The sequence below is a fragment of the Sulfurospirillum sp. HTRB-L1 genome, assembly GCF_059415125.1.
The window spans coordinates 65,482-80,254 of the sequence record NZ_JCAHZR010000009.1 but is presented as its reverse complement, the minus strand read 5'-3'; the positions used below and the strand labels follow the sequence as shown (position 1 = coordinate 80,254).

Here is a 14,773-nt window from a genome sequence, read left to right as displayed (position 1 = left end):
GCAAGAAGGAAAACAAGCGGGCGGAACCACAAAATCAACCGGCGCAAGAGCGTATATTTTATGGGATGAGAGCATGCTTGCAAAGTTGAATGACTTAAAACTTATGACTTAGGGCACGGTGGCGACAGGCTGATTTTCATATTTCAGCCCCGCCTTTATGCTTTACATGTAAAGCATTTAGATAAAAAAGGACCTGCTTTTTGCACTCGTTCTCACTTGTTCAATTTTATTTTATTGGCCGTGGATTAGTGCATTAGAACATTGCATTTTTGTTCATTTGCCCTGAGGGAACAATTGTCTTCAAAGATATGAAATCATCCTCTTCCACATTTTAAATGCTCCGAATTATCCGATAAATCGCCATACAGTTAAAACCTGTATTCAAACCCTTTTTTGGAAGCACCATCAAACCCGATACGCTCGTAAAAAAGGTGGGCTTCTTCGCGTTTGTTTGCGCTCATCAAGACGGCTTTGTAGCAGTTTTGCTTTTGGGCGTATTCGAGCGCGTAATCTAGCATCGTTCTTCCAACCCCTTTTCTTCGGTGTTTTTGGGCTGTAATCACGTTTTCAATGACAGCAAACGACCTACCACCCCGTGTAAAATTTGGCACGATAGAAACAACGCATGTCCCAATGATTTCACCTTTTTCTTTAACGATGATGTGCTTTTGAAAGTCCCTCGCACTTGCTTTTTCCCAGATAGATTGCGCTTGCGCGATACCCACAGGCGCTTCTTCTGGATGCAACTCTTCGTAAAGTTTCAAAATGTCCACCAAGTCACTCTTTTTTGCAAACTCCACATCCATGACAATTCCTCAAAAGCGGTATTTTCCCTGATTTTGCTAAATTCTGATGGTCAAAACACTAACACATCTACACTTATAAAGCCTAAAAAATGCTGTGCTATTCTTTTGATTTTTTTTTAAAAATATCACTCTTTGCTCCTGCCTTACATGTAAGACTCCAGAAGTTGCAAACCTCTAAAAAAGTTAATTTTTTATTACTTGGCATGACTGTAAATAGTACCATTGCCCATTTCGTATACCTTAAATATTACTTAATTTTAAACAGTATTAAAGTAACCGAAGGCTATAGTAGTACGATTATAAAATTCGTATGAAAAGGAGTGTGTGTTGAAACATTGTGGACAAAAAAGGCTTTTGGCCTGCAGTTTAGTAGCGGTGATGGCTACGGTGGCGTGTGCGGTAGAGTTGGAGGGCATCGTGGTTGAGGGGGAGCGCATCATCACCCCTACAAAACAAGCCAATGAAACAGTGTACACAGGAAGTGAAATCACCCAAAAAGGGATAGAACTCCAAGGGGCAAAAGCGGCAACTAGCGTCTACGAAACACTCAACCTCTCCGCAGGTGTTAACACAGAAAACCCAGATGCTAGTGGCTTGGCAATTGAACAAGGCAGTGTGCGCATACGGGGCGTACGCTCATCTATGGGCGCACTAACGGTTGAGGGAGTGCCAAACTATGGCGGCAATCCCATTGGGCCAAGGGATTATCTTTATGATATGGAAAACGTGGAGAGCATCGCCATCTACAAAGGCGGTGTTCCCGCAGATATTGGCACAGGCGTGGGCTCTCGCGGTGGCGCCATCAATGTGCGACCCAAATGGGCCCATACAACCCCAAGTGCTTCACTTTCTCAGACCTTTGGAAGTGACTCCCTTTCACGCACCTATTTTCGCCTTGATAGTGGCGCCTTTGGACCATTTGACACCAGAGTTTCTGGCTCCGTCTCTTATGCAAAAGGTGAAAAATGGCGCGGCGAAGGAGACCTTGGACCCAAAACCAACATCAACATCAACCTCGTTCAACCCCTTGGCGATGCAAGCTCAGTAAAGCTTTGGTACAACCACAACAAGCAAAAACAACACCTCTACAGCGCCCTTTCCTACGCCGATGTGCAGGCAAAGAACTTTAAAAAAGAGTTCAACACGGCGCTCACGGGAGCCGCTTCTGAGGACATTTACTACTACGATTTCAACAAAGGAACCTACGAAAACGATGATTTGCTTGCCGTGTTTAACCATCAATTTAGCGAACGCTTGGAATTTACCCTGAAGCCTTATTTTTCCAAAGAAGATTCAGAAATTTTTGAGGGCATCACTAAACAAGGCGGACGCATTCAAAAACGCACCCGAGACATCGAGCGCTACGGAGCCATTGCTGAGCTTACCGCCACCTTTGGAAACACCAAAGCAACTCTTGGGTACCACTATGAACAATCCGACATGAACGTCTTCTCCCAGCTTTACACCACAACAGGTGTCTACCAAGGCTACGGCGTCATGGCAACCACAGGCACGACCTACATCCACAGTCCTCACGTTAAACTCTCAGGAGAAGAGGGAAAATTCAAATGGCAAACAGGGCTAAAGTATTTTGAATTTAAAGACTCCAGTAGTTTGGGTTACACCACGCCAGGGCCAAGCTTTGAGCTTGTAAGGGCGCCTGATTTAGACCGCCAAAGCAAAAGCCACACCATTTGGCTTCCCACAGTAGGGCTTGCTTATGACCTTGATGCTTCGTGGCAAGTTTACGCCAATTACGGCAAAAACTTCATTCGCCCTTACTCTTACATGCCTTTGGTAAACTACTACCAAAACAACCGTGCCGCTTTTCAAGCCATCGGCGTCACCGCCCAAGACCTTTTTAATGGCTATGACATCGAAGAATCAGACACTTTTGACATCGGGGTGCGCTTTAGTGGCGAATATTTTGACCTCTCCCCTGCCCTTTTTTACGCAAAGCACAAAAACTTACTCACCACTATTGTCAACACCCTTGACCCTACACTTAGCTACCAACAAAGCGTAGGCAAGGGAACAAGCTACGGTGCAGAGGTGGAATTGATGGTGTATGCCAAAGAAGACCTAACGCTTTTTCTCAACCCCACCTACACCCACTTTACCTACGATGAAAATATCTTAGGCATGAACACCAAAGATAAACAACTCGTCGACACCCCCAAGTGGATGGCAAAGGCGGGCGTAATCTACAAAATAGGCAGCATCGAAATCACGCCTACGGTGCAATACCTTGGCAAACGTTATGGCAACGCCACCAACACCGAATCTATCGACGAAGCTTGGCTTAGCAACCTTCGCGTAAGCCACACCCAGAAAAATATTTTTAAAAATGCTACGTTAAAAACGGCCCTTGAAGTTAACAACCTCTTCAATAAACGCTATGTTTCAGTCATTAACGCGAGTGACTACAACACGGGCACCTCGACCTATCACCCTGGGGCACCTCGGAGTTTTATGCTGACCTTTGGTTTGCAGTATTAGGTTTTTGTAAAAATGAAAGAAACCCTGCCCACGCTTTACATGTAAAGCGTGGGCAGCTTCTACGAAGAGCGCTTCTCCAACCCCCACATCACCACTGCAGAGAGGTAGGGGATGCTTTGGATGGCAAGGATGGTCGCGTAGACATAGATTTCGGTGATGCCACTAGTGTTGTGCACCACAAGTGCCGCGCAGGAAACCACCAAGGCAGCCCCTAGCAAGGGAAAAAAGGGGTCAGGGCTAAACTTTAAACTTTTTGTAAATTTGAAGACAAAAAGATCTTTACATGTAAGCCTTTTTATACTTTTAAAGGCTTACATGTAAAGACTCAAAATACATCAAAAAGAGTAAATAATAGAGAAGAAATAGGATGTCATAAGCTAGAAAAGTTAAGCCCCCTAAAATTTTATCTAAAACGCGTCAAGAGAGGAAAAGAACGAGGTTACTCTTAAAGAATGAGACAATAAATCTTTTACATGTAAATAAAAAGTAGCCAGTGCTAAATGGCACATGGCTTAAACGCTTTTTTTCAACAAAACTGATGGATTATGTGGCACGAAAATCAAGTGGTTAAAGCCCTAAAATAGGGCTTTAACTTATGTTCTAAATTGATTGAGAATGGTGTTGAGTTTTTCGGTAAGGGTATTGAGGTGCTCACTCGCCCCTGCGATTTCTTCCACACTTCTGGTATTTTGCGTTGCTAACGTATTGATTTCTTCGATTTTGGAAACGATGGTATCGATTTTTTCACCTGTTTGGATGTAGTCGTTAACCGTTTTTTCATTGAGTTTGGTTGCAACATTCATCATAGAAACAGTGTTATCCAGTTTGCTTTCCACATCCCCCGCGAGCACGTTTAATTCTTGGATTTGTGCTGAATTAACATTCATCCTCTCTGAGCTGTCCGTGATAGCTTGAACAATGACATTAATGGTTGCGTTGATTTCAACCAAACTTTTTTGGGTGCGCTCTGCTAAGGTGCGTACTTCATCGGCAACGACTGCAAAACCACGTCCGTGCTCTCCTGCACGTGCAGCTTCGATGGCAGCATTGAGTGCTAGAAGGTTTGTTTGATCAGCAATATCGCCGATGACGGTAAGAACATTTTTAACTTGGTCGGCATCAGAGTTAAGTTGTTGGATTTTTTGTGCAAGTTCTTGCTCTGTTTGCGCGCTCTCTTGAACACGCTGTCCCAGTTTTTGAAGGAACTTACGAGCGCTTTGGAGTTCATTATTTGCCTTAACAATCTCTTCTTTTGAAGCTTTTGCTTCATTGACGGAAGAGACAATTTCTTGTTTGGTCTCGCTTGACATGTGTGTGGCTTGAGAAATGATGACTGAAGAGTCTTCCACACGTTTGCCCACTTGCAGGGTTGTCGCTGAGAGCTCATGCGCAATCGATGCATTTTCAGAACTGGTCTCTTTTGCTAATTTGATGGTTGAGTGAACTTTATCGATAAATTGGTTAATCTCATGGGAAGCATCACCAATTTCATCTTGATTTTTAATGGCTAATTTTTTGGTTAAATCACCATCACCCGTTGCCAAATCATGGGCAGTTTCTTTAAGGTTTAAAAGAGGTTTGGCAATAATACTGGTGGTAAGAAAATAGATTGCAATAATAGCCAGTAAAGCAACGATAAAACCAACGACAACTTGCAACGAAGCATTATCGTAAAGTCGATCGCTCATATCTTTATCCAGCACCAACGCTTTTGCCAATATAATGTCCCGTGGCACTTGAATCAAAACCGCCCAGGGTTTGCCCGTCTGTCCCAGCTGGATGGGCGCAACCGTTTCTATCATGCCACTATCAGCGTTGATGCGAACGAACGCTTTACCTGCTTGAATCGCTGCATAAATCTCTTCCCAACCTTTAGGCATCACTTGTTTAAAATGACCCCCAATCATAGCAGCATTCTCGCTCTGGGCTACCAACAGACCATTATCAGCAATGATGGACACTTGTCCATGCGCATCAAACAACTCTGCATCAACTTTTTTGGCAATTTGCTGAACAAAATCTAAGTTATAATCCGCCCCTGCAACACCATAGAATTTACCATTGACAGTAATTGGCACAGACATGGTTGCTAAGAATACTTGCTTCCCTTGTACGATATACGGTAAAGGGCCAAGCACACTCTCTTTATTCTGTTCACGCGGGGTAATATACCAGCCTCCTTTTAGAACACCGTTAGGATGCTTGTCGTAGGTGTCATACTCGACTAAAGGCTGAACGGCAATGTTGCCTTTATTATCACGTGTCCAATAAGGCGTAAAACGCCCAGTAGTCGGATTATTGCCGTCTTTGTCTACACGGAAGTTCTCATCCATCCCATCGATTGCATTTGGCTCCCAACAGGAGTAGGTACCATTAAAGCTCGTGTTATGTTTTAATACATTAAGAAGCACCGCATTGAGCTGATCGCGGCCAATGTCCAAAGCGCCTTCACCATCTTTCTGTTTACTCACTTCAAAGGTGTTAGCCATCGTACGTGCAGCATTCAACGCCAACTCCAATTCGGACTGAATGGTACCACTTTGCTCACCTGCTAAATTTTGCAGTCTCTCCATGTTGAGCTCCGTCAACAAAGAAGAAACCTCCTTAGAGACGACATCTTGTGTGCTTTTAGATGAAAACAACCCATACCCCACCAATAGGGTAACTGCTAAAACCAAGCAAAGCCCAGCTATCACAACGATCTTCGTTTGAATCGACTTAAATAGCATCATACACCCCTTCCAACCCCTCTTTGTTGTTAATTGTATATAAAAATATACAATTAATTAAACTATTCTAGATGAAAATTCATTCAAAGTCAATGGACTGTATAAGTCCATAACATAGGGCACTGAGGATTATTTTCTAAGATAAAATATAAAAGGGAAAAATGGGGAAAAAGAGAAAAAAGAGGCTACTTTTTATGGTTTTATTTCGCCTTTTACGCTTTACATGTAAAGCATTTTAGGTAAAAAAACCTATTGCGTCGCCTACTTTTTTCTCACGCTTTTACAACTACATGTAAAGAACGCTTCTCCAGCCCCCACATCACCACTGCGGAGAGGTAAGGGATGCTTTGGATGGCAAGGGTGGTCGCGTAGACGTAGATTTCGGTGATGCCACTAGTGTTGTGCACCACGAGTGCCGCGCAGGAAACCACCAAGGCGGCTCCTAGTACCATCTCGTATTTGACGGGGTTTTGAGTGCGTTTTTTGCTGTTGCCGCCTTTTTCCGTGCGTTTAAAGGGCAAGCTGTCTTTCACAAATCCGTCGTACACGGCTTTGAAGATGATGAGTTGCAAACTCATGGAGGCGATGGCACTAAGGAGCGTGTTTTTAAAGCTCGTCTTTACCCGCAAACGGTAGAGGATGAACGTATGCAAGATGTTCACCAAAAACGCCGTGATGATAGGAATCGTCAGGGCGATGGTCGGGATGGTCACCCCCACAAATAAAATCACTGGCACCCATAAAATATTCATCATGGCCATGAGCGGCCCCATGGCATCGCTAAGCCAAAAGAACCACCCTGTGGCAAACTTGTGCTTTTGAGAGGGGGTGAGCGAGGTGGCTGAGGGCTTAAATTCGCGCCAGTGTTTTTTCAAAATCTGAATCGCCCCATACGCCCAACGGTGGCGCTGGGTTTTAAAGGCTTCGATGGTGTCAGGCAAGAGCCCGTAGCCATAACGGCGGTTGGTGTAGTGGGCCACATAGCCCGCCTCAAAAAGCCGAAGTCCTAACTCACTGTCTTCGACGATGGTGTCTGTGCCCCAACCGCCCACTTCCATCATGGCACTGCGGCGTACCATCACCATGGTGCCGTGCACGACAATGGCGTTTTCCTCGTTACGGTCAATCATCCCGATGTCAAAAAACCCTGCGTATTCGGCGTTCATAGCTGCTTTGACGATGCTCTCATCCCCGTCGCGGTGGTCTTGGGGCGCTTGGACGATGGCCACCTTTGGGTTGTCAAACAAGGGCACCAAATCCACTAGCCACGGCGACCTCACCACATAATCCGCGTCAATCACCGCAATAATCTCCGCCTCGGGGTGGGTAAACTCCAACGCCCGATTGAGCGCGCCCGCTTTGAACCCCGTACATGTAATGTTTAAAAACACAAACCGCTCCCCAAGCTCTTGACACAACGCTTCAACAGGCTTCCAGTAATGCTCTTCGGGCGTATTGTTGATGATGACGAGTACTTCAAAGTTGGGGTACCGCAGTTGCGACAGCGCGCGCAGGGTCTCTTCAAGCACGTGGGGTTGTTCTTTGTACGCAGGCACATGGATGGACACCAAAGGCGCATTTTGAGAGGTCAAATCCAAAGGAATCAACCGCGTTGGCGGCTCACCGATGGAACAGCCAAAGAGCTCGTTGGCCTTAGCCAGCGTGATGACCACCAAAGGAATCATGAGCATCGTTCCCATGCCCCACATCACCCACATGCCTCCGTTCATGTAATTCACAAACGGATACGTTGCCGCCATGACAATACCAAAGGCCATCCCCTGAGCCGTCACCGCGTACGCTAGGGCATGGTTGATGTTGAGGCGTTGGTTTTTTAGGCCAAAGAGGGTCAACAACACCCCAATCAACACCGCCGCCATCATCTGGTATTTCCAGTGTTTATCAAGCTGAAGAATCTCTTCATCCAAGCTAAACTTCAACCCACGCTGGGAATCAAAAATGCCCCAATACTGCCCAACATTGCCCTCGTCCGCACCTTTCCACGGTTGGTCAAAGGCTTCGATGATGTTGTACGTCCACGCTTTTTCTTTAGCAAGGTTCAAAAACGAACGCACGGCGATGGCTTGGTTTTTCAGGCTTGGAACCGCTTTTTTGTTGTTGTACCCGTGGCTTGGCCACCCCGTCTCGCCGATGGCAAGGGAGGTGTTAGGAAACAGCCTTTCCATGAGCGCGTATTTTTCCTCCACAAAAGCGTTGAACTTCTCCACAGGCACCTTTTCCCAATAGGGCAAAATATGCACCGTGACATAATCCACATGCTGCGCTAGCCACGGAACTTCCTCCCACGTGTGCCACACTTCTGCCGTGGTGACAGGTTTGTCGGTTGCTTGAGAGACAAGGAAGATGTAGCCTATGAGCTCTTCAGGGCGCAAGTCTTTACGCAAGAGGGTTTCGTTGCCCACGATGACGGAGCGAATCCGATGGGGGTAACGTTGCAACAGGTACAATGCTCGCTGAAACTCCACATAATTTTCTTCGTAATCTTCGCTAAGCCACAATCCCAAATCAATAGTCAATGGCGTATGGCCAATGGCTTCAAGCACCGCCATGGCATCTTGGGTGGCGTAGGTGCGCACATTGTCTGCGTAGGTGGCGACGAGTGACATGTCTTGGGCGATTTTGGCGCGGGAGAGAAGGGTTTTATCATTGCCCCCATAAGGTGTGTACGAAAGGGACTGAATGCGCTCAGGGGAAGCATGCACCACCACCACTTCGCGGTCATGGGTCATCCAAAAAAATGTTTGAAACAATACAGCCAAAATAAGGGCGAAAAAGAGGTATCTCAGGGGTGTTCCTTGGGTGGTCTAGGAGTGCAATCATAGCACATTTTAGGGATTTTTACGGGGTCTTGTGCGTTGTCCCAATTGCTGTTACAATACGCCAAATAAACCAAAGGATTTTTCATGACCAGCACCCAAGAAGAAGCGTTGAAACATTTTCAAGAAGGCTATAACTGCGCCGAATCGGTCGTCCTTGCCGCCACCAAAAACCCCGCAGCTACCGCCGTAGCTTCGGCGTTTGGGAGTGGGCTCTCCTGTACTGAGGGGATGTGTGGAGCCTTAAGCGGCGGCGTGCTTGCCCTTTCCCTCGCCAAAGGCAAAGGCGCGCGCCATGAGTCTGAAACCCTAAGCACAGAAGTCAAAACCCTCATAGAGGGATTTCAAGCCACCTTTGGCTCCACGGGCTGTTCAACGCTCCTTGGCTTTTCCCTCAACGCCCCCGATGCGGGCGAGAAATTCAAAGCCAAAGGCTGTTTCACCAACCAATGCTCCCTCTACGTCAAGTACGTCACCGAAGAGTTAGAACACCTACTCAACCCCGCACAGCCCCTTTAAGGGTTTCTAAAATAGCCTCGTGCATAGTGCTAATCTCCAAGGCATGGTGCCGCGAGGCTTTGGGTAGCGGGGGCGTGAGTGTGGAGAAAATCCGCCCCGGCTGGCCTGCCATCACCACCACTCTATCAGAAAGCAACAACGCTTCACGAATGGCATGGGTCACCATCACCACACTCATATTGTTTTCTCTAAAAAAGCCCAGCATCGCTTCGTCCATCGCCTCCCTACTGGCCTCATCAAGGGCCGAAAAAGGCTCGTCCATCAAGACCACATGGGACTCCATCGCCACAGCGCGCGCTAGTGCTGCACGTTGTTTCATTCCCCCAGAAAGCTGCCACGGATACGCCTTAGCAAAGGAAGCGATGCCTGCTCGCTCCATGCACGCATAAGCTTTTTCGCGCTTTTGAGAAGGGGAAAAGCTCTTTACATGTAAGGGCAACATGACGTTCTCTTCGATGCTTAACCACGGGAAAAGACCCGAATCTTGGGGAATAAAACTGCGCCGATAGCTTGGGCCGTCCACTGGCACACCACGGTGCAACACCACGCCGTCGCTCTTTTGCTCAAAGCCCGCAAGTAACCGCAACAAGGTAGACTTTCCGCACCCGCTTGGCCCTACAATAGAGACAAATTCTCCCACGTCCATGGAAAAATCAATCCGCTGTAACGCCACCACACAGCGTTGTTCTTGAGGGAGATTGTACGCTTTACTCAGCCCTTGGAGTTCAAACTCTCGCACTGCCCATCCTTACATGTAACAGACGTTCAACGTAGCCAAAGAGGTATTTTTTACTTACAATCCCCACCAGACAAATCAATCCAATGGCAATAAACGCCGCTTCAAAATCCAGCGACCACCGCGACTGGATGATGGCATACCCTAGTCCCACACTACTGCCCACCACCATTTCCGCCGCGATGAGCACTCGCCAGCCCACCGCAAGTCCCATGCGCATCCCCAACAGCAACGAAGGGGCAAGAGCGGGCAAAACCACCATTCCCAAGGTGCGCATCCGCGAGAGGTTTAACATGCGCGCCATTTGCAAATGGTGTTGGGGAAACTGGCGTACGCTTGAAGCTGTATGCACAAACACAGGCCCAAAAGCAGTGATGACAATCATAAACACCGTCGCTTTTTCACCAATCCCAAAAAGTAACATCGCAAAGGGAATCCACGCAAGGCCAGGCATGAGTTGCAACACCCCGCCCACTTGCATCCCCGCCCGATACAACCACGACACTTTTCCGCAAAGCACCCCTAGCCCAAAGCCCAATACAAGCGCTATGCCATAGCCCATGCCCCAACGCTTTAAACTCATCCAAAAATGTTCCCACACGGGTGATTGGTAGAGCAAATCCCCTTGCAAAAAGTGCCAAAACCGCTCAAACACCGCTGGAGGCAGAGGAAAGGGAATCCCGCGCGTCCACTCCACCATCCAACCCAAAAGGTACCACACACCTAAAAAAAGCGTAACTCCCGCAAGAGGCCCGAGTAAAGCGTTAAGGCGCAACGCACCCTCTTAGTGGCGGCATACGCCCTAGGGTGCCCTGCGCGACTAAAAACTCCCCCAAGGCTTCAAGGCTTTTCAGGTCCGCTTCTTCCCAACCAACGCGGTAAAAATGGTACGCCATCGCTTGCGTGGTGGCTTCTAGTGAAAGTCCTGTAGCAGCAGAAAGTACTTGAGCCGTCTCATCAGGAAACGCGGCTATAAACGCCGCGCTTTGCGCCAAAGCTTCTTTGAGTGCAGGCAGGGCTTTGGCGTGTTCTTTGAGACTGCGCTCTTTGGCCATAAGCAAAAGCGGGTAAGTATTGCCCGTGCCACCAAGGCTCATCAGGCGTTTTCCCAAGCCTCTTTCCACTAGCACCGAAGGGGTGGGCTCGCTAGCCACCACCGCGTCCACCTCACCGCTTGCCAGTGCTGTAGCCATCAACGAAGGAGCCAGGTCCATCATCTCCTTGTCCAAAAAAAGGCCAAGGCTTTGGGTTTTTAGCAACAACCCTCCGTGGGTTGACGTGCCAAATTTTACCGCGACTCTTTTCCCTTGCAACTCCTCCAGACCCGTAGCCCCAGAAGCCTTTGATACCACTACCCAGTGGCGCTCTTCACCCCCGCCAAGGGGCATGAGCACTTGTACTTTTGGACAGTATTTGCCCAAGGCAATGAGCGCGGCGGTGTCTCCCATGGTGGCAAAATCCGCATCTCCAAACAACAGCGCCTCACTGCTTGCAGGGCCACTGGCAAAGCGTTTGGGTTTTACATGTACACCTTGGGCTTCAAAAAACCCTTTGGCCACCGCCACAAGCATCACCCCATCCCCAATGCGGTCTTGATAGGCGATGGTGATGGGTTTTGCACACCCCAACACCACACACAAAAACACTCCCAACACACTCCGCATTGTTTTCCTTTGTTAAAAAATAGGACACTGCTTGCCGTAGCAGTACTGGTTAAACTTTTTTTGGTCGCATTTACTCAGAGCCGCGGCTTCAAGCTTTACATGTAAGAATGTTTCGGAGAGCTTGGCGGCGATGGTAAGGGCTGTCCACACTTCGCGATTACAACACCGCGCCGCTTCGTAGGTGGCGATTTCTCCTAACACGGCGTGGGTGGCTTGCTGGGCCAGTTGCCTGCTTTGGGCTTTCACAGGCGATGCGCCAAGGGCGATGGCAAACCCGATGCCCACCCCACTTGCCGCGCCGCACAATCCCAAAAACCCGCACGCGCCGCCCATCACACTTGCTCCACGCGTAATCGCTACATGTAAGGCATCTTGCGCCACTTCCCCACCGCTGTTTTTAAAGGCGGTCACAATGATAGCAGGTACCATGGCGTGGTGTTCGGGGCCGTGTTTTGGCACGCTTGGGTGCTTGCGGATAGTTTCATACAAGGCTAGCATGTCCGTTTCGGTAGAATGGTCGCAAATGTGTTCGATGACCTCTAGCGCTTCTTTGGCGTGGCAGGTGTCGCACACAAAGTGATTTTCTTTACATGTAACGCTGGTTTGCACGGTTTTTCCGCAATAATAACAGCGGTTTTCTTGGGAGACTTGGCTGTACACCAACCCCTCGCCGCACACCATGCAGTTGGCCGCTTTTTTGGCGAGGCTAAAACTTGGAGTGCTCTTAGCGGGGGCCAAGCTAAGCCCAGTAGGTTTTTGTTTTTCGGGAGGCACGGCGCACGCACACCCTTGGCCTTCTTGGTTGGCCACGTTGCCCGAACCATCAAAAATAAACAGTTCACTCTCCAACGCCTTGGCATAGTGGGCGGGAATGTTGGCTTTTACACCCTTTAAAAGCACGGTGCCCTCTTCCAGCACAAGGCGCGCCAAGGGGCCTTGGTACATCACGGTTTGCAGGGGACTTGTTTGGGGCTTGTGGGCCTCAAAAGTGAGCGAATAAAAACTGTGGCCTTGGACTTGGCGGTAAAAAAAGCGTTTAAGCAAGCGCACGTTTTCAAAACCGCTCTCTTGCAACAAGCCAAGTAAATGGGTGATGGTAAGCGCCCCGCCGATGCACTCGCCGCTGAGTTTACTGTCGTTGCGAATACTGGCACTAGGTTCTTCGTCGCACACCACATCCGAGACCACCAACCTGCCGCCATTTTTAAGCACCCGAAAAATCTCCCCAAAAAGTTTGCGCTTGTGGGAAGAGAGGTTGAGCACGCAGTTTGAGGTCACTACGTCATAGCTTTGGCTGGGTTCTGGGAGAGATTCTAAATAGCCTTTAGTAAAAGAAAGGTTCGCAAAGCCAAGGTTTTGGGCCACCGCTTTAGCGCCATCGGTAGCGATGCTAAGCATGGAATCAAGCATGTCTACCCCGCGTACCCTGCCACTCTTTCCCACCAGTTTTGCGGCGATAAAACACTCCACGCCACGCCCAGAGCCCAAATCTAGCATGGCTTCACCCTCACGCAAAGAGGCGTCTAAAATGGGGCTTCCGCACCCGTACCCTCGAAAGCGCAAGGGCTTGGGGATGTGGGCTAAGTACTGCTCTTCGTAGCACACGGGGTTAAGGATGTCTTCTTTGTCTTCCAAGGCCGCGTCGTGGTAAAAGTCCTTCACAAGGCGCAAAGACGCGCTCTCGCCCGTGGCCACAAGGCAATTGGAATGCACACACGCTACGCCCTCATTGGCTCCGCAACTGTAGAGAATCTCACCCATTTCCAGTTGCAACCCGACGCCTTCCACGGGGCTTTCTTTGGCCGCTTGGACGATGAGCCTGAGGGCGAGTTTTTCCATCACACGTTCATATGGGTCATCGCCCATGAACGTACCCGCGTGGGCAAAACTGTGGTCAAAATCGCCCCCGCCAAGCAAAAAGCGCAAGGGAGTGGCAAGGTTAACAACAGAACTTTCACGGATGGCCTTAGCCACAGAACTTTGCAAGGCTTCGGCGATGCTTCGCCCTTCCATGCGTAGTGCCTTTTCGCCGACCATGGCGGCACTGGGGTAAAAGTTGCCATCGTACGCCAAAGCGGTGCGCCCTGAGCTTGACCCATCGTGCACCGTGCCAGAAGGGGCAAAGATTTGAGTTTTAAGAGCTTCAAGGTTGTCGATGATAACCCCTTCTTTTTCCGCTTGGGCGCAAGCGCGCACGAGGGCATCAAAGAGGACTTCTTCGTCCATGAGCGGTTCTTCTTGGGCGCGCCCTCTGGAAAAAGGCCACATGAAATGCACGTGGTTTGCTCCAAGGCTCTTAGCAAGGCGTACCACTTCAGGGGTTTCGTGTACGTTTAGTGGGTGCAAACACAAAGAAAGGGAGTAAGGGTAGCCCGCATTTTTAAGCCACGCCAGATTGCGCTCTAGTTTCGCAAAACTCCCTTTACCGCGAATGGCTTCGTGGGCTTTAGGAAGCCCGTCCAGACTGATTTGAAAATGCACGCGTGCTTTGGGGTGGTCCTTACATGTAAGGGTTTTTTCGAGCAATAAACCGTTGGTGAGTACCGCCACTTCCGTCTCTTTAAACGCCAAAATCGCTTCTACTAACGCGTTAAACTCAGGATGCACCGTAGGTTCGCCGCCGCTTAACACAAAAAGGCGCGCGCCAAGAGCGTACGCTTCCTCCACTAAAGGCAAGAGCATGGCGAGGGTCAGGGTGTCTTTTTCGGTAGGACTGGAGCTAAACAAGCAGTGTGTACATGTAAGGTTACAGCGATTAGTGAGGTGAATCCAAAACTCTTGCAAGCCCACCTTCACTTCTTTTTTGGGTGCGTAGACCGCAGGATTTGGCGTGCCAATGCGCGCGCGTAAGGCTTGAAGAGTTTCGCTCTCTTGGCCTAAACATAGGGCTTCATCGGCCTTGGGGCTTGGCACAAACCAATGGGCACTTTGGGTGTGCACATACACAGGGGTGTTTTCGTAAGCAAACCGTTTCCACATACTA

11 protein-coding genes are annotated in these 14,773 nt (G+C 48.9%); 2 read left to right on the top strand and 9 right to left on the bottom strand.

Translation table 11 applies throughout. The features are described from left to right. Nucleotides 1–368: 368 nt before the first annotated feature. A complete protein-coding gene (locus AC5SLM_RS12920; protein WP_495251381.1) occupies nucleotides 369–806 on the bottom strand; it encodes a GNAT family N-acetyltransferase in 438 nt (145 codons plus the stop codon). 327 nt (nucleotides 807–1,133) lie between these two features. Here AC5SLM_RS12920 and AC5SLM_RS12915 point away from each other — a divergent pair, with 327 nt between their 5' ends. After that, complete coding sequence (locus AC5SLM_RS12915; protein ID WP_495251380.1) at nucleotides 1,134–3,305, top strand: TonB-dependent receptor domain-containing protein; 2,172 nt, start codon at nucleotides 1,134–1,136, stop codon at nucleotides 3,303–3,305. 59 nt (nucleotides 3,306–3,364) lie between these two features. Here AC5SLM_RS12915 and AC5SLM_RS12910 read toward each other — a convergent pair whose 3' ends face one another. The 3 genes from AC5SLM_RS12910 to AC5SLM_RS12900 all read right to left on the bottom strand — a co-directional run bounded on the left by AC5SLM_RS12910 (nucleotide 3,365) and on the right by AC5SLM_RS12900 (nucleotide 8,784). Continuing rightward, nucleotides 3,365–3,508: a hypothetical protein gene (locus AC5SLM_RS12910; protein ID WP_495251379.1), complete on the bottom strand. Its 144-nt coding sequence runs from the start codon at nucleotides 3,506–3,508 to the stop codon at nucleotides 3,365–3,367. Between the two features lie 390 nt (nucleotides 3,509–3,898). After that, on the bottom strand, nucleotides 3,899–6,034 hold the full coding sequence (locus tag AC5SLM_RS12905; protein ID WP_495251378.1) for a methyl-accepting chemotaxis protein: 2,136 nt from the start codon (nucleotides 6,032–6,034) through the stop codon (nucleotides 3,899–3,901). 272 nt (nucleotides 6,035–6,306) lie between these two features. Beyond that, nucleotides 6,307–8,784 (bottom strand): glycosyltransferase family 2 protein, encoded by a 2,478-nt coding sequence (locus AC5SLM_RS12900; protein ID WP_495251383.1) that lies wholly within the window; start codon nucleotides 8,782–8,784, stop codon nucleotides 6,307–6,309. 174 nt (nucleotides 8,785–8,958) lie between these two features. Here AC5SLM_RS12900 and AC5SLM_RS12895 point away from each other — a divergent pair, with 174 nt between their 5' ends. After that, the gene (locus AC5SLM_RS12895; protein ID WP_495251377.1) at nucleotides 8,959–9,390 is read left to right on the top strand and encodes a C-GCAxxG-C-C family protein; all 432 of its coding nucleotides are present in this window, start codon (nucleotides 8,959–8,961) and stop codon (nucleotides 9,388–9,390) included. Here AC5SLM_RS12895 and AC5SLM_RS12890 read toward each other — a convergent pair. Genes AC5SLM_RS12890 through AC5SLM_RS12870 form a run of 5 tightly spaced genes read right to left on the bottom strand, consistent with a single transcriptional unit; the run spans nucleotide 9,368 to nucleotide 14,769 of the window. Further along, on the bottom strand, nucleotides 9,368–10,129 hold the full coding sequence (locus AC5SLM_RS12890) for an ABC transporter ATP-binding protein (protein ID WP_495251376.1): 762 nt from the start codon (nucleotides 10,127–10,129) through the stop codon (nucleotides 9,368–9,370). The two genes, AC5SLM_RS12895 and AC5SLM_RS12890, sit on opposite strands and share 23 nt — an antisense overlap. Further along, the gene (locus tag AC5SLM_RS12885; protein WP_495251375.1) at nucleotides 10,116–10,901 is read right to left on the bottom strand and encodes an ABC transporter permease; all 786 of its coding nucleotides are present in this window, start codon (nucleotides 10,899–10,901) and stop codon (nucleotides 10,116–10,118) included. Before AC5SLM_RS12885 ends, AC5SLM_RS12890 begins: the two co-directional genes overlap by 14 nt. After that, on the bottom strand, nucleotides 10,891–11,730 hold the full coding sequence (locus AC5SLM_RS12880) for an ABC transporter substrate-binding protein (protein WP_495251382.1): 840 nt from the start codon (nucleotides 11,728–11,730) through the stop codon (nucleotides 10,891–10,893). The genes AC5SLM_RS12885 and AC5SLM_RS12880 overlap by 11 nt, the downstream gene beginning before the upstream one ends. Continuing rightward, entirely contained in the window at nucleotides 11,666–11,818 is a 153-nt protein-coding gene (locus AC5SLM_RS12875) for a DUF2180 family protein (RefSeq protein WP_495251374.1), read from the bottom strand. Before AC5SLM_RS12875 ends, AC5SLM_RS12880 begins: the two co-directional genes overlap by 65 nt. Then, nucleotides 11,803–14,769, bottom strand: a complete 2,967-nt coding sequence (locus AC5SLM_RS12870; protein ID WP_495251373.1) for a DUF5714 domain-containing protein — start codon at nucleotides 14,767–14,769, stop codon at nucleotides 11,803–11,805. Before AC5SLM_RS12870 ends, AC5SLM_RS12875 begins: the two co-directional genes overlap by 16 nt. Nucleotides 14,770–14,773 lie beyond the last annotated feature (4 nt).